Source organism: Kocuria sp. CPCC 205261 (genome assembly GCF_040981025.1).
GTDB classification, from domain to species: domain Bacteria; phylum Actinomycetota; class Actinomycetes; order Actinomycetales; family Micrococcaceae; genus Kocuria; species Kocuria marina.
In genome coordinates this window covers 158,059-176,866 of the sequence record NZ_JAVKPU010000004.1, presented here as the reverse complement: position 1 = coordinate 176,866, position 18,808 = coordinate 158,059, and the positions used below count along the sequence as shown (strand labels likewise).

18 protein-coding genes and 1 pseudogene are annotated in these 18,808 nt (G+C 69.8%); 8 read left to right on the top strand and 11 right to left on the bottom strand.

The genetic code is table 11. The annotated features are described in order from the left end of the window. Window positions 1-16: 16 nt before the first annotated feature. The 3 genes from RF646_RS06310 to RF646_RS06300 form a co-directional block, all read right to left on the bottom strand. Window positions 17-1,270 (bottom strand): NRAMP family divalent metal transporter, encoded by a 1,254-nt coding sequence (locus RF646_RS06310; RefSeq protein WP_368835497.1) that lies wholly within the window; start codon window positions 1,268-1,270, stop codon window positions 17-19. A 269-nt stretch (window positions 1,271-1,539) separates the two neighbouring features. Next, entirely contained in the window at window positions 1,540-2,043 is a 504-nt protein-coding gene (locus RF646_RS06305) for a DUF4870 domain-containing protein (RefSeq protein ID WP_085108480.1), read from the bottom strand. Window positions 2,044-2,099: 56 nt separating this feature from the next. Continuing rightward, on the bottom strand, window positions 2,100-3,674 hold the full coding sequence (locus RF646_RS06300; protein WP_206400024.1) for a DUF3533 domain-containing protein: 1,575 nt from the start codon (window positions 3,672-3,674) through the stop codon (window positions 2,100-2,102). A gap of 94 nt (window positions 3,675-3,768) precedes the next feature. Here RF646_RS06300 and RF646_RS06295 point away from each other — a divergent pair, with 94 nt between their 5' ends. The 3 genes and pseudogenes from RF646_RS06295 (at window position 3,769) to RF646_RS06285 (ending at window position 4,962) form a co-directional block, all read left to right on the top strand. Continuing rightward, window positions 3,769-4,464, top strand: a complete 696-nt coding sequence (locus RF646_RS06295; protein WP_368835496.1) for a TetR/AcrR family transcriptional regulator — start codon at window positions 3,769-3,771, stop codon at window positions 4,462-4,464. After that, window positions 4,437-4,550, top strand: a pseudogene (locus tag RF646_RS06290) (hypothetical protein); the annotation flags it as partial. The gene RF646_RS06295 and the pseudogene RF646_RS06290, both read left to right, overlap by 28 nt. Before the next feature lie 157 nt (window positions 4,551-4,707). Beyond that, complete coding sequence (locus RF646_RS06285; protein ID WP_240919151.1) at window positions 4,708-4,962, top strand: hypothetical protein; 255 nt, start codon at window positions 4,708-4,710, stop codon at window positions 4,960-4,962. Here RF646_RS06285 and RF646_RS06280 read toward each other — a convergent pair. The 3 genes from RF646_RS06280 to RF646_RS06270 form a co-directional block, all read right to left on the bottom strand. Continuing rightward, a complete protein-coding gene (locus RF646_RS06280; protein WP_167318944.1) occupies window positions 4,928-5,590 on the bottom strand; it encodes a CPBP family intramembrane glutamic endopeptidase in 663 nt (220 codons plus the stop codon). The genes RF646_RS06285 and RF646_RS06280 overlap by 35 nt on opposite strands. 4 nt (window positions 5,591-5,594) lie before the next feature. Next, the gene (locus RF646_RS06275; RefSeq protein WP_193520088.1) at window positions 5,595-7,052 is read right to left on the bottom strand and encodes a tryptophan-rich sensory protein; all 1,458 of its coding nucleotides are present in this window, start codon (window positions 7,050-7,052) and stop codon (window positions 5,595-5,597) included. 102 nt (window positions 7,053-7,154) lie between these two features. Further along, window positions 7,155-7,610 carry an Lrp/AsnC family transcriptional regulator gene (locus RF646_RS06270; protein ID WP_131333684.1) on the bottom strand — a complete coding sequence of 152 codons (456 nt, stop codon included), beginning with the start codon at window positions 7,608-7,610 and terminating at the stop codon, window positions 7,155-7,157. 373 nt (window positions 7,611-7,983) lie between these two features. Here RF646_RS06270 and RF646_RS06265 point away from each other — a divergent pair, with 373 nt between their 5' ends. Genes RF646_RS06265 through RF646_RS06255 form a run of 3 tightly spaced genes read left to right on the top strand, consistent with a single transcriptional unit; the run spans window position 7,984 to window position 11,828 of the window. Then, window positions 7,984-9,186, top strand: a complete 1,203-nt coding sequence (locus tag RF646_RS06265) for a thiamine pyrophosphate-dependent dehydrogenase E1 component subunit alpha (protein WP_368835495.1) — start codon at window positions 7,984-7,986, stop codon at window positions 9,184-9,186. Next, window positions 9,186-10,196, top strand: coding sequence for an alpha-ketoacid dehydrogenase subunit beta (locus RF646_RS06260; RefSeq protein ID WP_368835494.1), 1,011 nt, complete (start codon window positions 9,186-9,188; stop codon window positions 10,194-10,196). Before RF646_RS06265 ends, RF646_RS06260 begins: the two co-directional genes overlap by 1 nt. A 3-nt stretch (window positions 10,197-10,199) precedes the next feature. Further along, complete coding sequence (locus tag RF646_RS06255; RefSeq protein ID WP_368835493.1) at window positions 10,200-11,828, top strand: dihydrolipoamide acetyltransferase family protein; 1,629 nt, start codon at window positions 10,200-10,202, stop codon at window positions 11,826-11,828. Between the two features lie 114 nt (window positions 11,829-11,942). Here RF646_RS06255 and RF646_RS06250 read toward each other — a convergent pair whose 3' ends face one another. Both RF646_RS06250 and RF646_RS06245 read right to left on the bottom strand, forming a co-directional pair. Continuing rightward, entirely contained in the window at window positions 11,943-13,007 is a 1,065-nt protein-coding gene (locus RF646_RS06250) for a hypothetical protein (RefSeq protein WP_368835492.1), read from the bottom strand. Window positions 13,008-13,039: 32 nt separating this feature from the next. Then, entirely contained in the window at window positions 13,040-13,648 is a 609-nt protein-coding gene (locus RF646_RS06245) for a LysE/ArgO family amino acid transporter (RefSeq protein ID WP_193520091.1), read from the bottom strand. 134 nt (window positions 13,649-13,782) lie between these two features. Here RF646_RS06245 and RF646_RS06240 point away from each other — a divergent pair, with 134 nt between their 5' ends. Next, the gene (locus RF646_RS06240) at window positions 13,783-14,397 is read left to right on the top strand and encodes a malonic semialdehyde reductase (protein WP_368835491.1); all 615 of its coding nucleotides are present in this window, start codon (window positions 13,783-13,785) and stop codon (window positions 14,395-14,397) included. A gap of 6 nt (window positions 14,398-14,403) precedes the next feature. Here RF646_RS06240 and RF646_RS06235 read toward each other — a convergent pair whose 3' ends face one another. Beyond that, entirely contained in the window at window positions 14,404-14,877 is a 474-nt protein-coding gene (locus RF646_RS06235) for a MarR family winged helix-turn-helix transcriptional regulator (protein WP_064846851.1), read from the bottom strand. Window positions 14,878-14,894: 17 nt separating this feature from the next. On the opposite strand from RF646_RS06235, the gene RF646_RS06230 reads away from it, so the two are divergent. Next, the gene (locus tag RF646_RS06230) at window positions 14,895-16,427 is read left to right on the top strand and encodes a CoA transferase (protein WP_368835490.1); all 1,533 of its coding nucleotides are present in this window, start codon (window positions 14,895-14,897) and stop codon (window positions 16,425-16,427) included. Here RF646_RS06230 and RF646_RS06225 read toward each other — a convergent pair. Together RF646_RS06225 and speB are read right to left on the bottom strand one after the other, a co-directional pair. Continuing rightward, the gene (locus tag RF646_RS06225) at window positions 16,393-17,577 is read right to left on the bottom strand and encodes a PLP-dependent aminotransferase family protein (RefSeq protein WP_368835489.1); all 1,185 of its coding nucleotides are present in this window, start codon (window positions 17,575-17,577) and stop codon (window positions 16,393-16,395) included. The genes RF646_RS06230 and RF646_RS06225 overlap by 35 nt on opposite strands. Continuing rightward, window positions 17,574-18,611, bottom strand: coding sequence for an agmatinase (gene speB, locus RF646_RS06220; protein WP_368835488.1), 1,038 nt, complete (start codon window positions 18,609-18,611; stop codon window positions 17,574-17,576). The genes RF646_RS06225 and speB overlap by 4 nt, the downstream gene beginning before the upstream one ends. Window positions 18,612-18,808: the final 197 nt, after the last annotated feature.

Genomic DNA, 18,808 nt, shown 5'->3' with positions numbered 1-18,808 from the left:
GGGCCGGTGGGCGGGATCAGGACCAGAGCTTCGCGAGGCCCGCCAGGGAGTTCCACGCGAGATACACCGTGAGCAGCCAGGCGAGGACACCCACCACGAGCAGCCACACCGGGTAGCGGTAGCCGTGCAACAGATCCCTGCGGCGCCATGCGACCCACAACAGGATGGCGAAACCGAAGGGCAGGATCAGGGCGTTGAACGCACCGGCGAAGATGAGCAGGGTCTGCGGTGCCTGGCCCATGAAGAGGTAGACCACCGCGCACACCGCGATGAAGGCCACGGTGAGCAGGTTCCGGGTGCGCGGCTTGCCCTGGGACGAGGTCACGAAGGAGATGGACGTGAACGCGGCCCCGATGACCGAGGTCAGCGCCGCGGCCCACAGCACCACACCGAAGATCCGTACACCGATCTCACCGGCCGCGGCACCGAAGGCCTCCGCCGCCATGTTGTCGCTCGTGAGGGAGACCCCGCCGGCCACCACACCGAAGATCGCGAGGAACAACAACACACGCATCACGCACGTGACCAGGATGCCCAGCACGGAACTGCGCGTGATCTCCCGGACGCTCTCCACACCGGTGACTCCCGAGTCGATCATGCGGTGCGCGCCGGAGTACGTGATGTACCCGCCCACCGTGCCGCCGATCAGCGTGGTGATCACCAGGACGTCGATCCGCTCCGGCAACACCGTGTTCTTCAGCGCCTCCCCCACGGGCGGAGCCGCCACGATGGCCACGTACAGCATGAGCATGATCATGACGGCGCCCAACAGCACCATGATGCGGTCCAGCGCGAGTCCCGCGCGCTTCGAGAGGAAGATCAACACGGCGATCGCGGCGGAGATCCCCCCGCCGATCTTGGGATCCAGGCCCAACATGGCGTTGAGGCCCAGACCGGTTCCCGCGATGTTGCCGATGTTGAAGACCGCACCGCCCAGGAAAACCAGCGCCGCGAGCACCGCCCCGGCACCGGGCAACACCCTCCCGGCCAGTTCCTGTGCCCGGCGACCCGAGATCCCGATGACCCGCCACACGTTCAGCTGCACGGCGATGTCCACGAGGATCGAGATGAGGATGGCGAACGCGAAGGCAGCGCCCAACTGCACCGTGAAGACGGTGGTCTGGGTGATGAAACCGGGCCCGATGGCACTCGTGGCCATGAGGAACATGGCACCCAACAGGGCACTGCGGTGCCCGGTGGTGCGCTGGGGCGTTTTCCCGCCCTCGGTCACGGACTCGCCGGGCTGCGGGCTGGGACTGACAGAGGACATGCTTCCATCCAAGGGGTCACGCGAGCGGGGACACATTCGTGCAATGAAGGCAGCCTATAGGTTGTTCAACAATCTGCCCAGCGAACTGTCGGACAACTGACGGCGCGGCGGCAATATCCGAGGCATCCCCAGACCATGCCCGAGATTCTGGGTAGCGAAAAGCCACTTCGGACGGACCGAAGTGGCTTCTCGATGCCTCGATTTCCATTAACGGCTTCGCGCTGCCTCAGCAGTTGAGGAGCGGCTCACCCTCCGCGGGTGCGGCGCGCTCAGCGCAGGATCGGCAGCTGCATGGGATAGCGGTACACCACGCCCCGGCCGGCCCTGACCGCGGCCATGATGTGGCACACGAGCAACAGGACCCAGTACGCGGCGATCAGCAGCAACCCCACGGGCGAGAGGATCACCGTGAACAGCAGGATCCAGCCCACCAGGTTGACGAGCCACATGGTCACGTTGAAGTTGAACGCGCCCGCGGCGGCCGACCGCAGGAACGGGCTCTTGTCCTTGTAGACGAACCACACGATGAGCGGGCCCAGGAAGCCGAGCCAGCCCACGGAGACGATCGCGGCGATCGGGCCCGCGAGGTGGGTCAGCACGGCCACGGTGCGCTCGTCGTCCCGGGGCCCGGAGGAACCCGCGCGGTAGCCGTTGGGACCCTGGGCGTGCGGGCCGCCCTGCGCGTACTGCTGGCCGCGGGGGTCGGGCCCGCCGGGGCCCGTGGGTCCCTGCGAGCGGTAGTCGGGACGCGGTTGCTGCGGTTCGTAGCTCATGTCATCTCCGTGGTGTCCGAGCCGGGAAGGCTCACTGGTCGTGTCCTGGCTCCAGCCTAGGCGGAGGCGCCGTTCGGCACGGAGGGGTTATCCGCAGTCTTGGAGAGGGGTTTCTCCCCGTCGGATGCCGCGGCGCGGGCGCTGTGCTTGCCGCCGCCGGCAGAGCCGCGCAGACCCACCCACTTGTCGTAGCCCCAACCGCCCAGCACGCCCACGAGCAGAGCGAGCGCGAGCATGACGAACAGTCCGATGACCCCGGTGGTGAGACCGGCCTCCGGGATCGCGTCGAAGAACAGCGCGGAGCGGATGGACGTGAAGATGTGATGCAAGGGCTCGATCGGGGCGATCGCACGGAAGAATCCGGGAACCGCCTCCAACGGGACCACGGCGCCCGCGGAGGGCAGGCCCATGAAGACGAGGTAGGCCAGGCACAACAACATGCCCACGCTACCGCCCACGGAGATCAGGGCCAGGGCGATGGCCGAGACCGTGGACATCGCGAGCCACCCGAGCAGGAACACGAGCAGCCCGTGGGGAACGGGCATGCCCACGGCGGAGGCCACCCACATCATGAGCGCGGACGCGGGCAGTGCCGCGACCACGAACGTCAGCCACTTCATGAGGAAGCCCACCGGGCGGGGCAGCACGGCGCGTTCGTAGTCCTTGAAGAACGGGCCCATCTCGAAGGGCGCCATGCCCATCCGCGCATCCATGAGCAGGTTCAGGGCAACGGACCCGGAGAACCCCACCACGAGCAGGAGGATGGAGTAGTAGAAGGCGCTCATCCCCAGCGCAGTACCCTCCTGGAGGTCGTTGTACGGCTTGGAGACCATGGACACCGGGTCGGCCAGGGTCTTCTTGGCCACGGAACTGACCGTGGGCGAGAGATTCTGGGCGATCTGCTCCGCGGAGCCCTCCTGGGCCTTCTGCACCTGCTGCGCGAACTGCTGGACCTCGGGGCCGCCCTGCGCGGCTTGTCGCTGTAGCTGCTGGGATTGTTGCTGCTGGGACTGCTGCAGTTGCTGCAGTACCTGGTTGTATGCCTGTTCCTCGGCGGGAGCCACAGATTCCGAGAGCTGCTCGCCGAGCTTCTTGCTGGCCTCGCGCACGCCGGGCTCGACCGCCCCCGTGGCCAGTCGGGTGCCCAGGGAACCGGCCTGCGGGTCCGTGTAGACCGTGACCTCGGGGCGCGCGGCGTTATCCCGGGTGAGGGACCCCTCGATGAGACTCACGGTGTCCTCGGAGAAGGACTCGGGCACCACCACGGCGGCGTAGAGCTCACCGCGATCCAACTGTTCCCGTGCCTCGTCGATGCTGAGCTGCCGGAGGTCGATCTTGTCCTCCTCCGCGGCCTTGTCCGCGAACTTCTGGACGAGGTCCTTGCCCAGGTTCTCCTGACTGGCCTTGCCGTCGGCCTGGGGCACCTCCGCGCCCTTGTCCTGGTTGACCACGGCAATGGGGAACTCCTTGAAGTGCTTGTCCGGGCTGGACAGGCCTCCCAGGTAGAGGGCGGTGCCGATCACGCCCACGGCGATGATCGCGAGCATGGGCAGCAGCCAGAACCCGACCTGGCCGAAAGGCCGTCCGAGTCGGGCCCGGAGGGAGTGGGCGGGAGCGTGTTTGGGTGTCACAGGTTTCTCCTGGTGCGAGGAATGCACGACGTGTCTGGGGTTCCTGATCACGATACACTGATGTATCGAGATGTGAAGACGAGGCGATGGATACGTGAGCAACCAGACAAACACACCCGGTGCACCCGCTGCGGACCTCTCGGAGGGCCCGCGGCCCGTCACGAATGACCCTGCCACACAGCAGGCCGCGCGGGACAGGCGTTCCCGCAGCGCCACGCGGCTCAAACTGATCCGCAGCGCCCCGGCCGTCTTCGCGCGGCAGGGGATCGACGGCGCCTCGGTGAGCGACCTGTGCGCGGCCGCCGGTTTCACGCGCGGTGCGTTCTACTCCAACTTCGAGTCCAAGCGGGAACTCGCGATCCTCGCGTTCGAGGACCTCGCCACCCAGCTCGTGGACACCCTCGGCACGGAGCTGGACCACTGGCTCGGCTCGGGACTGGACGTAGAGGACGTGGTCACCCGCATCATCGAGGGCGTCACGGACCAGGTGGCCAACGTGAACCAGCAGGCCCTGCGCGTGGAGCTGTCCCTCGCGGCGTTCCGCTTCCCCGAGGTGCGCCAGCAGATGGCACCCATCCGCGCGCGGGTCTACCACGCCATCGAGCAGGCCCTCGTGCGGGTCGCGCAGACTCAGCGCCTGGAGTTCCTGGTCTCCCCCGGGGACGTGGCCCGCATGCTGCTCACCAGCTACTCGGGCCAGCTCGCGGACCACATGGCCATGGGCGGCTCCGGGCACGGCGCGCAGCAGGTGATCCCCACCATGTGGCTCGCGTTCACGCGCCCCGCCTGATCCCCGACCCCCTGCTCCTCGGGGTGCTCGTCCTGTTGGTGGTGTTCCGCAGTTCCGAACAACTGGCGATCGTCTACGGATTGGCCGTGACGGGCACGTTCCTGCTGACCACCACGCCGTTCTCGGTCTACGCGCACCCCAACACGGTCTCCACTCCCCTCGCGCTGAGCGAGAATGCCCAGTTCAACAGGGTCATCCACGAGAAGGTGTTCATCGCGCACGGTTCCCGCCAACGTCCCGCACATGGCACCTCAGGACGCAGTCACGGTGGATCGCACGGGTGCGGAGTCCGATCACATCACCCAGTTGACCCTGCACTACGGGTTCCTGGACGACCCGGACGTCCCCGCCGGCCCGCGGATCGCGCGTGACCAGGGGGTGGACATCGACCCGGACATCGCCCCCGGAAGTCCCGCAGCCGCGGGACGACCGGGGGCGATCGAACGCGAGCCGGACGGACCGGTCACACCACGAACGGCAACACGAACAACATGGTGAGCGACCAGATCAGGTGGGTCACGATCCCGGGGACCAGGGAACGCGTGCGCTCGCGCAGGTACCCCACGAACGCGCCGAGTGCGGCGGCAGCGAGCGCAAGCAGGGGGATGCCGGCCAGGGACGTGACCGCGGTATAGGCGATCGTGGTCACGAGGATCCGGCGGCCCCGCGGGAGCACGCGCCACAGCGCGCCGCGGTAGTAGGTCTCCTCCGCGACGCCGTTGACCGCGGTGGTCAGGGCCACCATGAACAAGCTCCCCACGCGGGCGTGGTTGAGCAGTTCGTGGACGGGCCCGGCCAGGAACGGCACGAACCGCACCATGAAACCGCCCGCGATGAAAAGCGCCGCCAGCAGCAGACCTCCGATCACCGCGTCCCGCAAGCCCTTGGGGGTGACCTTCCAGGGCAGGCGCTCCCCCGTCATCCGCACGGCGATCGAACTGCCCACGATGTATACCCCCGCGAGGATGAAGGTTGCGGGGGTGAACCACGGGTCCCCGGCGGGGATGCGCAGGGACCACGCGAGACCTGCGGCGGCCAGGAGGCCCGTGATGATCACGACCCACACGGTGCGCTTGCGCGTGGCCTGGGTGGCGTCCCCGTAGGGGCTGACCCGGTACTCGCTCACATCATCACTTCCTGCGCCGATTGAGTGCTCGGAGGGTGTTGGTCAGGACGGCGGCGAACGCGGTCCAGCCCGCGTACGGGCTGAGCACAGCGCCCTTCTCGGGGGACACCTTTGCGCTACGGCGCACCAGGTCCGCGCTGCTGAGTGTCAACAGGACAGACTCCACGGAGGACGCGGTGAGCTGCTTGCGGTGGAAGAACAGGATGCTCCACCCGGCGTTGAGCACCAGGTTGGTCCCGAGCGCGGCGATGTAGGCGCGCTTCTCCTTCTCCTGCTTCTTCTCCCCGAGATCCGCGATGGACAGCGCGCCCACCGCGGCGATGTCCGCGTACAGCGCCGTCCACGCCACGGGGAACAGCCAGGCCGGGGGCTGGAACCGGGGCTTGCGCAGTGTGCGGTACCACCGCGAACCGGGGTCGGTCGCCAGGGAACCGGCCACCGCCGTGGCCGCCACGGCCCCCGCGGTGGTCAGGAAGACGCGGCGCCACCGGCCGAGGTCCTCGTTCTTCACGGCGGCGCGCACCGCGTCCGCGAAGGACGTGTGCCCGCCCTCCGGGGCGCCGATGTAATCGTCCAGGTCCCGTTCGTGCAGCACGGTGTCGTGCTGGAGGCTACCGATCAGAGGCCGCGCGAGCCGGGAGCTGATGGGGGTCGCCAGCCCGATCCAGTACGCCGCGAGCTCGGCGGTGGTCACGGGCGCGGTGAGCATGAACCGCCCGCCCTTGCCCACGGCCCGCGCGTACTGGTCCAGCATGTCCGCGTACTCGATGGCGTCCGGACCGCCCACGTCGAACGTGCGGTTCACATCCGACGGCAGGTCCGCCGCCCCCGCGAGGTAGTGCACCACATCCGCCACGGCGATCGGCTGGATCCGGTTGCGCACCCACTTGGGGGCGATTGCACCCGGCAGTCGCTCGGAGAGGTGACGGATCATGATGAAGGACGAGGACTCGTCCCCGATCACCACACCCGTCTGCAGCGCCGCAGTGGGCACCCCGGAGTCCATGAGCGCCTGCCCCACCTCCACGCGCGAACGCAGGTGATCGGACAGTTGCTCGACCGGCTCGTCCGTGGGGTGCAGTCCCCCCAGGTAGACGATCCGCTGCACGTGGGCGTCGTGGGCGGCCCGCGCGAACGTCTCCGCCATCTCCACTTCTTCCTGTACGAAGTTCTCGGAGTCGCCCATGGAGTGCAGCAGGTACCACGCGACGTCCACGTCCTTCAGGGCGCGGGCGACGTCGCTCGCGTCCGAGGCGTCCCCCTCCACCACTTCCGCGCGTCCGGGTTCGGCGCTCTGCCCATCGGGGACGACAGCGTCCCCCCAGGGGAGGTCGCGCACCTTCTCCGCACTGCGGCTGAGCAGGCGCACCCGCCACCCCCGCTGCAACAGTTCCTGGGCCACCTGGCCGCCAATGTATCCCGTGGCTCCTGTGACCAGGGCGAGCCGTGCGGTCTCAGTCATGCGAACTCCCAACCGTGAACGATCCGTGGATGACCGCGGCGGCCACCCCATCCATGTCGATCGTATGCTGAGCATCCCACGCCATCCACGGGAAGGGCTCCGTCACCCGCGGACGTCCACGTCCTCGAAGATCAGGAACGTCTGCGTGTCCACGACCTCCGGCATGGGCTGGATGCGGTCGAAGATCACATCCCGCAGTTCCGCCGTGCCCCGGGCGCGCACGAGGAGCATGACGTCGAACGTGCCACCCACCAGTGCGATGTGCTGCACCTGGGGGATCTTGCGCAGCTTCACGCACAGGGACGGCCACGTGTTCTGCTTCAACCGCACTGTCACGTATGCCGAGGCCTCAAGCCCCGCCCGCGCGGGATCGATCACCGCGGTGTAGCGCAGCACCACGCCCTGTTCGTGCAGCCTGCGGATGCGCTCGTAGGCGTGCGCGCGGGAGATGTGGACCTTGGCCGCGAGCGCGGTCACCGATTGCCGTGCGTCCGCCGAGAGTTCCTCCAGGATCCGCCGATCCGTGTCGTCCAGTTCGGGGCGCTCCCGCTCCGCCATCCGGTACTCCTTCTCTGTCATCGTGCCCCGCGGTCTCTCGTCATGGGCCTCGCGCGCCATGACCATGGGCCTCAAGCCCCTTCGCGACGGCCCGCGCGCTCCGGGGGCGACGACGCCGCCGCGCCGAGCGCCGTCGTCACCGGTCGCGACGCGGTAGACGAAGCAGCATGACGCACGTCACTACCAAGCATATTGTCCATGAGAGCGTCCCAGAATCACCGTTCGTCCACGAATTCCCCCCGGTGTGGAGACGAGGCAGCCGAATTTTCCATACTGTGCGGACGATGTGTCCACCCCGCCCTTCGCTGCGCGCTGCCGCGGAACGAGGTGCAGGGCACCACCGAGTTCCACACAGAGAAGAAAGGGACGCACCATGAGCGAGCCCACCCCCGCCGATCGCGAATCCGCCGCCCAGGAGCACACCCCGCCCGTGAATCCGGCGGTGGAGGCCTCCAAGAACTTCGGGATCACCCCCGAGCAGTACATGCTGCCCGCGAGCAGCGAGATCCGGCTGCTGAACCACGACGGCAGCGCGGTCCCGGAGTCCGAGCAGGGTCAGGAGCCCGGCCACGAGTACCCCATGCCGGAGAACTCCCGCCTGCTGGACGCCTACGAGAAGCTCGTGGTGGGCCGGCGCATCAACGACCAGAACATGGCGCTCGTGCGACAGGGCCGCATGGCGGTCTACCCGTCCAGCCACGGCCAGGAGGCCTGCCAGGTGGCGGCTGCCCTGTGCCTCGAGGACGACGATTGGTTGTTCCCCACCTACCGTGACTCCGTGGCCGTGATGTCCCGCGGTGTGGATCCGCTGGAGGTCATGAGCACCTACCGCGGGGACTGGCACGGCGGCTACGACCCCCGCAAGTACAAGGTCTCCGTCCAGGCCACTCCGCTGACCACGCAGCTGCTGCACGCCGTGGGCGTGGCCCATGCCGCCAAGCTGCGCGGCGAGAACACGGTGACGTTGGCCATGTGCGGTGACGGGGCGACGTCGGAGGGGGACTTCCACGAGGCCCTGAACTTCGCGGCCGTCTTCCAGCTGCCCGTCCTGTTCCTGGTGCAGAACAACGGGTACGCGATCTCCGTGCCGCTGTCCTCGCAGACGCGCGCGCCGTCCCTGGCCCACAAGGGTGTGGGCTACGGGATGGCCAGCGAGCGCGTGGATGGCAACGACCTCGCGGCGCTGCTCTCCGTCCTGGGCCGCGGCGTGGAGCTGTGCCGCCAGGGCGGCGGTCCGCTGCTCGTGGAGGCCATGACCTACCGCATGCAAGCGCACACCAACGCGGACGACGACACCCGTTACCGCGAGCGCGACGAGGTCAGGGAGTGGGTGGCCAAGGACCCGATCACCCGCATGCAGCGCTACCTCTCCGACCAGGGTGCGCTGGACGACGCCGCGTCCCAACGGATCTCGGAGCACGCCGAGGCCATGGCCAAGCGGCTGCGCGAGGCCATGGCCTCCAAGCCGGAACTGGATCCCCAGGACCTGTTCCGCTTCGTCTACCACGAACCCACGACCCAGTTGCGCGAACAAGCCGCTCAGCTGGCCGACGAGCTCTCCCGAGAGGAGGCGTGATGAGCGTTTCGAAAGTCAGTTTCGCCAAGGCGCTGAACACCGCACTCGCGGACGCCATGGAGGCGTCCCGGGAGGTCGTGGTCTTCGGTGAGGACGTGGGGACCCTGGGCGGGGTCTTCCGCATCACGGACGGGTTGACCGCGCGCTTCGGCCGCGAGCGCTGCTTCGACACCCCGCTCGCGGAGTCGGGGATCATCGGCACCGCGGTGGGCATGGCCATGAACGGCATGCGCCCGGTCGCGGAGATGCAGTTCGACGCGTTCGCGTACCCCGCGTTCGAGCAGGTGGCCTCCCATGCGGCCAAGATGCACAACCGGACCCGCGGCAAGCTGCCCATGCCCCTGGTCATCCGCATCCCCTACGGCGGTGGCGTGGGCGGTGTGGAACACCACTGCGACTCCTCCGAGTCCTACTACGCGCACACCCCGGGGCTGAAGGTCTTCACCCCGGCCTCCGTGACGGACGCCTACGTGATGCTGCGCGAGGCGATCGACTCGCCGGACCCCGTGGTGTTCTTCGAGCCCAAGCGGCTGTACTGGTCCACCGCGCAGGTGGACCTGGACGAGCTGCGCTCGCAGTACGAGAACGGGACGCTGCCGCGCCGGGAGGGCCACGCCGTCGTCGCCCGCGAAGGCAGTGACGCGACCCTGATCAGCTACGGGCCGTCCGTGCCCGTGTGCATGGCCGCAGCCGAGGAAGCCGCCCGGGACGGGATGTCCGTGGAGGTCGTGGACCTGGGCTCCGTGGTCCCCTACGACGACGAGACCGTGGCCGCCTCGGTGCGCAAGACCGGGCGCGCCGTGGTCGTGGCCGAGGCCCAGGGCTTCGCGTCTGTGGCCTCGGAGATCGCCGCGCGCACCCAGGAACGCTGCTTCCACTCGCTCGCCGCACCGGTGCTGCGGGTCACGGGATTCGACATCCCCTACCCCTCGCCGTCCTTCGAGCACCACCACATCCCGAGCTCCGAGCGCGTCCTGGATGCCCTGGACGACCTGCAATGGGAGGACTGACCCGTGAGCATCAATGTGTTCAACCTGCCCGACCTGGGCGAAGGGCTCACCGAGGCGGAGATCCTCCGCTGGCTCGTGGCCGAGGGTGACACCGTCACCATGGACCAGCCGATCGTGGAGGTGGAGACCGCCAAGTCGGCCGTGGAGGTACCCACCCCGTTCGAGGGCGTGGTGCACACGCTCCACGGCGCCGAGGGTGACACGCTGCTGGTGGGTCAACCGCTGATCTCCGTCTCCGACGGCATCGAGGCCCCGGAGTCCGCCGCGGGTTCCGGCTCCGACGACGACGCTCCCGAGCCCACCTACGGGGCCGGGTACCGCGAGGAGGAGCTCGCGGGCACCCGCCCGTCGGCCGAGCTCTCCGTGGACGAGGCCGACCCCGAGGCCGGCGAGGACGAGTCCTCCGGCAACGTGTTGATCGGTTACGGGACGTCCGCCGCGGGGTCCTCCCGGCGGCGGCGGCGCAAGCGCGGCGGTCCTGCCGCTCCGGACGGCGCTGCCCCCACGGGCGCGGCTGCCCACACGCACGACGCGCTGACCGCGGCACCCCGGATGGCCCCCACGGTCGTCTCCCCACTCGTGCGCAAGCTCGCGCGCGAACACGGCGTGGACATCACCGCGCTCGAGGGCACCGGCCCGGGCGGTCTCATCATGCGCCGCGACGTCCTCATTGCGCTGGACCAGGTCGAGGACCAGCGTTCCCGGGCCGACGCCGCCGGGCCGGCTCCCACGGGTCTGGCCACGGCCGGTCCCGCGGCCCCAGGTCTCACGACCGGTGCACCCGTTCCGCCGCCCCCGGCACCGGGTGGACCGGAGGCTCAGGGTGGACCTGCGGGCCTGGCCGGGGCTCCGAAGCCGCCCGCGGCGCCGTCGTCCTCGCCGGAGCTCGGTGGGACGGGTCAGGACGTGGACCCCCGCACGGGGTTGGGCGTGGCCGTCCGGGAGCCCGTCAAGGGTGTGCGCAAGACCATTGCGGACGCCATGACGCGCTCGCGAGGCGAGATCCCCGAGGCCACCGTGTGGGTGGACGTGGACGCCACCGAGCTGCTGCGCTTGCGCGCCGAGCTCAAGGCCGCGGACCCGCAGACCACGCCCAGCCTGCTCGCGCTGATCGCGCGGTTCACGTTGGCCGGGCTGCAGCGGTTCCCGCAGCTGAACGCGCGCATGGACACCGCGCCGGACGGATCCCGCACGATCACCCGGTTCCAGGGCATCAACCTGGGGCTCGCCGTGGAGTCCGAGCGCGGGCTCATGGTGCCCAACCTGCGCAACGCGGACCGACTCAGCGCCGTGGAACTGACGGGTGCCATGCGGGAGATCATCGACGTCGCCCGCTCCGGCAAGGCCTCCCCCGCGCAACTGAGCGGTTCCACGTTCACGCTGAACAACTACGGGGTGTTCGGCACGGACGGGGCCACGCCCATCATCAACCACCCGGAGGTCGCGATCCTGGGGATCGGTCGGATCATCGACAAGCCGTGGGTGGTCAACGGTGAACTCGCGGTGCGCAAGGTCGCGACCCTGTCGATCGCTTTCGACCACCGCGTGTGCGACGGCGGCGCGGCGGGCGGCTTCATTCGCTTCGTGGCCGACTGCCTCGAGAACCCCGCGGGGGCGCTGGCGCGGATCTGATGTTCCCTGCGCGGGGTGCCCTACTGCTGGCACCCCGCTCTCCTGACGACGGCGCGTGGACCTCGGTCCGCGCGCCGTCGTCGTGCGTGCGGGACGGTTTGGGCCGCGCCGACCTCAACGGATCAGCTCTCGCTCCGCCCAGCCCGTGAGTCGTTCCGTGAGGGACGCGGGGAGGTCCCCGGCCGTCATGGCGTCCCGCGCCCGCTCGACGGCGATCTCGACCATCCGCGCCACGGCCGCGTCCGCTCCGGAGCGGGACAGCAAATCGCGGGCCTGGGCAACGTCGTCGGGCGAAGCGGTTCGCTGCGCGCAGCGTTCCCGGAGCGCCCGCCACGCGGGGCCGTGCGGGCCGGACTCCACGAGGCACCCCAGTACGGTGCGGCGACCGGAGGTCAGGAACCGGGCAGGGGCGTCGTCGTCCTCCGAGCCCGTGCACGCGCTCAACTCCCCGGCGAGTGCGTGGGCGACGCCGAGCGCGCGGCCGGCCTGCGCGAGGGCCGTGACCTGCGCGGTCGGGGCGCCGCCGAGCACCGCTCCGGCGCGCAGCGGTGCTTCGAAGCACGGGACAGCGCTGCCGATCCGCAGGGCGTCGAGGACCTCCTGGCGGGAGACCGCACCCGCGCGCCGGGCATGTTCAGCGGCCATCCGATCCCCGGCGGCGGCGTGGAACGCGGCGTGGTCCAGGATGTCCAGGAGCTTGAGCAGGCGGGACTCCGGGGCGTGGGACGTCGCGATCATCCGGTAGGCGCCGGACAGGGCGAGGTCGCTCGCGAGGGCTTCGTCGGTCTCCCCGGCGGCATCGGTGTGGGCCGAGCGCGCCATGGTCCCGCCATGGGGCGAGAGGTCACTGGGCGTTGCGCCGCCGGGTGTCGTCTGCACGCCGTCGCGGAGCTCGAGGGACGCGCGGAGCAACTCGAAGGCGGCCGCCACCGCGTTGAGGACCGGGCGGGTGGGCCGGGCCGGATAGGACTCCGCCGCGGCCATCACGAGCCCCTGTTGCAGCCCGTCCCCGGGGCCGGTCACGCGGGCCACGCACTCCCAGACGTGCTCGTAGCCGGGACTCAGTTCGGCGGCCCGGCGACCGGAGTGCTCCAGGAAACCGCACAGTGCCGCAGCCGGGGTGAACTCCTGGGACCTACGCCCGGTTCCGCTGCTGGTGTAGGAGGACGTGGGCGTCATGGCACCATTCCAGCACACGCGTCAATGAGGGCTCAGACCCCTGGCATGAACGCGAGCTTGACGGCGATGAACAGCATGACCAGCCCCACACCCACATCCACGATCCGCCAGGTCAGCGGGGTGTTGAGCACCTGGGACAGGGCGCGCGCACCCCAGCCCAGCGCGGAGAACCAGATCACGGAACCGGTCATGGCACCGGCGGCGAAGATCCAACGGTGGTCACCGTGCTGATTGGCCAGGTTCCCGAGCATGAGCACGGTGTCCAGGTACACGTGGGGGTTCAGCCACGTGAGGGCCAGGGTGGTGAGCACCGCGGTGCGCAGTGAGCCACCGCCCTCCTGAGCCGCCTCGAGGGTCTGGGGTTTCAGCGCCGACTTGAACGAGAGCACGGCGAATCCCACGAGGTAGAGGACCCCGGCCCAGCGGAAGATGTCCAGCAACCAGGGTGCACGTTCGATCAGGAACCCGATGCCGGCGGTTCCCAGGGCGATCAGCACCACGTCCGAGGCGATGCAGATCGCCACCACGACACCCAGGTGTTGGCGGCGGATGCCTTGCCGCAGCACGAAGGCGTTCTGGGCCCCGATGGCCACGATGAGAGCCAGGCCCGTGAGGACACCGGGCAGGAAAGCTGTAGTCACCCGAACAAGTTACCGCCCACGTGAGCTTGCCGACATTCGGTTTACGGTGCCACGGCACAGCACGTATAGTTTCTGAAGAAATTATTGCGGACGCCCGATGAACCGGGTGTCCGACGCCCTAGAAAGGACGTGCCATGACCGTCATGACCGCTGAACATTTGGCCCTCGCGATCACCGAGGAGGATGCCGACCGTCTGTTTTTCGACGCCCGCACCGCGAGCCACTTCACCGAGGAGCCGGTGACCGAGGATGAGAAGCGGGCGATCTACGACCTCACCAAGATGGGCCCCACCGCGTTCAACTCCCAGCCCCTGCGCATCACGTGGCTGGAGACCCCCGAAGCCCGCGAGCGCCTGGTCCAGCACATGAGCGGCAGCAACCAGGAGAAGACCCGCAAGGCCCCGCTGACCGCAATCCTGGCCTACGACGAGAACTGGCACACCCGCTTCCCCCAGTTCCTCCCCGCCGCCCCGCAGCTGCAGGGCATGTACGACGAGAACGAGGACCTGCGCCTGACCAGCGGCAAGGCCAACTCCCACATCCAGGTGGGCTACTTCATCGTGGCCGCCCGCGCCGTGGGTCTGGCCGCCGGGCCCATGACCGGTTTCGACGCCGAGGCCGTGGACCGGGAGTTCTTCGCCGGGACGGGCAAGCGCTCGATCGTGGTCGTGAACCTGGGGCACCCCGTGGCCCCCGCCTACGAGCGCGGCCCCCGCTTCCCCGAGGACGACGTCACCGAGACCCTCTGACCCGGGTCAGTCCCCGCTCGACTCCTGGGCCCGCGCGAGCTTGGCCAACACCGGCAGTGCGGCGTCCAGGAGGTCGAGTTCCTCGGCACTCAATTCGGACAGCACATCCGCGACCCGTTCACTGCGGTGCTGATCCTCACGCGCGAGCACCTCTTCCCCCTGCGGGGTCAGCGACACCAGGACGGCCCGCGCATCGGTGGGGTCCGGATCGCGTTGCACGAGTCCGGCCTTGCTCAGCCGGTCCACGCTCTGCGTGGCTGTGGGTGTGCGCACCCCGAGGTTCGAGGCGATGCTCGTCATGCGGGCACCGCCCGGTTTGAGCATGGTCAACAAGCTGATCTGCTGACTCGTGAGCTCCCGCGCCCCCTCCATGCTGCGTAGGAAATACACCCCTTGGCGCAGCACCGCACGCAGTCGCGCGGCGCTGCGCAGCATGCGGGCTCGGCGGTCGTCGGCGGCCGGAGCGTGCGAGGAGTCCATGACTCACAATCCTAAGCATGCGCGGTACGGCCTCCTCCCGCGTGAACCCCGCGGAGCGCGCCCGTGTGCTTGAATCGTGGCCCACGGTTCCGGCCCCGGGAGGCAGCGGCATGCAGGAGATCCTTTCGGCCCTCGACGGGCTGCTCCCGCGCGCGAGTGAGCACGCGGCGACCGCGGTGCACGGTAGTGGTCGGTACTGGTCCGGGCCGTTGGACGTCCAGCGGCTGGCGGTTTCGGGGGTGGGGCTGGCAGTGGCGGGCGCCCAGCAGCTCGCCCGCACCATGGGCCATCGGGACAGCGTCATCACGGCGCGGCTGCCGGAGGTCATCGCGGCGTTCGGCTCGGTCTCCCACCTCCGCCTCGACGGGCAGTCCCTGCCCGGCTTCGCCCCGTGTTCCGGTTTCTTCCCCGTGTCGGACGGCTGGCTGCGCACGCACGCCAATTACCCGCACCACCGCGAGCGTTTGCTCCGCGCCCTGGACATCACGCACGACGACGCCCTCGCACCCGCCCTCGCCCAGCTCACCGGGGAGCAGGCCGAGTCCCGGATCGTCGCCGAGGGCGGCATTGCCGCTCGGGTGGCCACGGAGCAGGAATGGCGCGCAGATGCGGCGTCCGAGCCGGGGCCGTGGCTCGAGCTCACCCCGGCGGACATCCCCGTCCGACTGTTCGACCGTGCCGGTTCCGGCGCGTCGACCCGTTCGTCCGATTCCGCAGGCTGTCCGTCCGGTTCCGCGAAGGGCCCGTTCGCGGCAGCGCGGGGGACGGCGTCGCTCACTCCCCTGGCGGGCGTACGCGTGGTCTCCCTGACCCGGGTGATCGCGGGCCCCACGGCCACCAAGTTCCTGGCGGCCCTGGGCGCGGACGTGCTGCGCATCGACCCGCCCGCCCTGCCCGAACTGCTCGGCCAGCACCTGGACACCGATTCGGGGGTGCGCTGCGTGTCGTGGGATCTGGCGAATCCCGCGCGGGCGGAGGATCTGGCCGACGCCCTGGACGCCGCGGACGTCCTGCTCACGGGGTACCGGCCCGGCTCCCTGACCGATCTCGGTCTCGCCGCCGCGAGCATCCGCGACCGCTTCCCCCACCTGGTCCACGTGGAACTCAGCGCGTGGGAGCCTTCCGGCCCCCGGGGCGGGCAGCGTGGATTCGACAGCATCGTCCAGGCCGCCACGGGGATCGCCCATCACTACGGTGCGCGGGACCAGCACGGGAGGTGGCGCCCCGGGGCCCTACCGGTCCAGGCCCTGGACCACACCGCGGGCTACGGCATGGCCGCCGCGGCCTGCGCGCTGCTCGCCACGGGGACCGCGGGCCACGCACGGGTGTCCCTCGAACGCACCGCGCGGGCCCTGTTGGATGCGCGCACTCTCCGGACCGCGCAGGACGCCCATCTCTCCCCCGCGACCCTGACCGCGCCCACCGACCACGGGATGCTCGAGTACGTCCCGTCGCCGGTCCGCGTCGACGGCGCTCGGCCTCCGGCGAAAGCACCGCGGTGCGAGCACGACGGCGTCAGAGGTCCCGCAGCACCTGCGCGAACCGCTTGACGCCCTCCCGGATCCGCGCGGGAGCAACACCGGAGAACGCGAGCCGCACCGCGTCCGAGTCCCGGCCGTCCATGTAACACGCCGAACCCGGTACCAGCACCACCCCATGGGCGATCGCCTCCGCGAGGACGTCCTTGCCCACCAACTCGTCCGCCGTGACCCACGTGAAGAACCCGCCCGTGGGCGTGGTCCACCGCACGGAGGACGGCATGAACTCGGTCAACGCCGCGTCCATGGCTTCCCAGCGCTCGCGATACAGCGTCACAGCGTTGTCGAGCGCGGGCTCCCAGTGCTCGGAACCCACCCACGCCGTGACGAGGGACTGTGCCAGGTTGGACGGGTGGATCACCACGGACTCCGCGGCGATCTGCAACCGGCCCCTGACCTCCGGGGGAGCCGCGATCCAGCCGATCCGCAGCCCCGGAGCGAAGATCTTGGAGAAGCTGCCCAGGTGGATCACGTGCTCCGGGTCCATCCCGTGCATCGAGGCCAGGGGCTGCGCGCGGTCGAAGGACAGCAGCGCGTAGGGATCGTCCTCGATGATCATCACGTCCCGCTCGGCGCACACCCGCACCAGTTCGCGCCGCCGCTCCACCGGCATGGTCACGCCCGTGGGGTTCTGAAAACTGGGGATCACGTACACGAACGGGACGCGCTCACCCTGCGCCGCGGCGTCGTCCAACGCGTCGGCGACGGCGCTCGGGTCCATGCCGTGCTCGTCCACCGGGACGTGACGCACGTCCACCTCGTACGCGCCGAACACGCCCAGCGCACCCACGTAGGTGGGGCCCTCGGCCAGGATCACGTCCCCGGGATCGCAGAACAGCTTGGTCACGAGGTCCAGCCCGGCCTGGGACCCGGTGGTCGGCAGGACGTCCGCCTCCGTGACCGTGGACCCGCCCCGCGCCATGAGCCGCACGCTCAGTTCGCGCAGGCCCGCGGTCCCCGCGCCGGAACCGTACTGCAGGATCTCACCGGCGCGCTCACGGATCAGCTGCGCGGCCAGATCCCCCACGGTCCCGCCCGGCAGCACGGACAGATCCGGGTTGCCCCCGGCCAGGGACACCACCGAGGGGTCCATGGCCGTCTCGAACACCGCGCGCACCGGGGAGGGCCGGAACTCCCCCGCGCGGGACGCGAACGCGCTCATCGCTGGCCCCCGTAACGGGCACCCGAAATGCCATAGGCGGGGCCGTCCGCGGACGCGCCGGCGCCCAGGCTGATGAGCGAGATCAGCTCGTAGACCACGTGGGCCGCGGCGATCCCGGTCAGTTCGGCGTGGTCGTAGGCGGGGGCGACCTCCACGACGTCGCACGCGACGACGTCCAGCCCGCGCAGACCGCGCAGGATCTCGAGGACCTCGCGGCTCGTGATGCCACCGGCCTCGGGCGTGCCGGTGCCGGGGGCGTGGGCGGGGTCCAGGACGTCGATGTCCAGGGAGACGTACAGCGGGCGGTCCCCCACGCGCTCGCGCAGAGCCGCGACCACGGCGTCCACGCCGGAGCGCATGACGTCCGCGGAGGAGACGATCTCGAAACCGAAGCGAGCGTCGTTGTCCAGGTCCTGGGTGCCGTAGAGGGGCCCGCGGGTGCCCACGTGCATCACGGCGTCCGTGTCGATGATGCCTTCCTCGAACGCCCGGCGGAACGGGGTGCCGTGGGTGTACTCGGCACCAAAGTAGGTGTCCCACGTGTCCAGGTGGGCGTCGAAGTGCAACAGCGCGATCTTGCCGTGCCGTGAGTGGGCGGCGCGCATGAGCGGCAGCGCGATCGTGTGGTCCCCGCCGATCGCCACGACCTTGGTGGACTCCCCCATGAGCTCCTTGGCGGCGGCCTCGATGGACGCGATGGCCTCGGGGATGTCGAACGGGTTGCCCACGATGTCCCCGGCGTCCGCGACCTGCAGATGGGCGAACGGCGAGTGGTTCTGCGCGGGGTTGTAGGGGCGCAGCAACCGGGAGGACTCGCGCACGTGATTCGGACCGAAGCGCGCACCGGAACGGTAGGAGACGCCCGAGTCGAACGGCACGCCCACCACGGCGATGTCCGTGTGCTCCACCTGATCCGTGCGGGGCAACCGCGCGAACGTGGCCGGCCCGGCCCACCGCGGTGTCAGGGCGGCGTTGACGGGGCCCACCCGTTGCTCACCCGCTGCATTGGTTTCGACGACGCGTTCCGGTTCCACTGCTGAACTCCTTACCTCCCGGGGATCGCCCGGGGACGTGCACCGCGATTCTCGGGGCGTGGTTCCCACGAACACGGCACCCGCGGCGGCGTGAACCGCCACCGCGGTGATACTTTTTGTGACCTGGTGCATAAAACCCTAGTGCCAACCACCCCGCCCACGAGCGCATCCGCTCGCGCGCGCGGACACCCCGAGTT

Coding starts and splice junctions, on each gene's coding strand:
- RF646_RS06310 (WP_368835497.1), bottom strand. CDS start 1,270: ATGTCCTCTGTCAGTCCCAGCCCGCAGCCCGGCGAGTCCGTGACCGAG.
- RF646_RS06305 (WP_085108480.1), bottom strand. CDS start 2,043: ATGAGCTACGAACCGCAGCAACCGCGTCCCGACTACCGCTCGCAGGGA.
- RF646_RS06285 (WP_240919151.1), top strand. CDS start 4,708: ATGGCACCTCAGGACGCAGTCACGGTGGATCGCACGGGTGCGGAGTCC.
- RF646_RS06275 (WP_193520088.1), bottom strand. CDS start 7,052: ATGACTGAGACCGCACGGCTCGCCCTGGTCACAGGAGCCACGGGATAC.
- RF646_RS06270 (WP_131333684.1), bottom strand. CDS start 7,610: ATGGCGGAGCGGGAGCGCCCCGAACTGGACGACACGGATCGGCGGATC.
- RF646_RS06265 (WP_368835495.1), top strand. CDS start 7,984: ATGAGCGAGCCCACCCCCGCCGATCGCGAATCCGCCGCCCAGGAGCAC.
- RF646_RS06260 (WP_368835494.1), top strand. CDS start 9,186: ATGAGCGTTTCGAAAGTCAGTTTCGCCAAGGCGCTGAACACCGCACTC.
- RF646_RS06250 (WP_368835492.1), bottom strand. CDS start 13,007: ATGACGCCCACGTCCTCCTACACCAGCAGCGGAACCGGGCGTAGGTCC.
- RF646_RS06240 (WP_368835491.1), top strand. CDS start 13,783: ATGACCGTCATGACCGCTGAACATTTGGCCCTCGCGATCACCGAGGAG.
- RF646_RS06235 (WP_064846851.1), bottom strand. CDS start 14,877: ATGGACTCCTCGCACGCTCCGGCCGCCGACGACCGCCGAGCCCGCATG.
- RF646_RS06230 (WP_368835490.1), top strand. CDS start 14,895: ATGCGCGGTACGGCCTCCTCCCGCGTGAACCCCGCGGAGCGCGCCCGT.
- RF646_RS06225 (WP_368835489.1), bottom strand. CDS start 17,577: ATGAGCGCGTTCGCGTCCCGCGCGGGGGAGTTCCGGCCCTCCCCGGTG.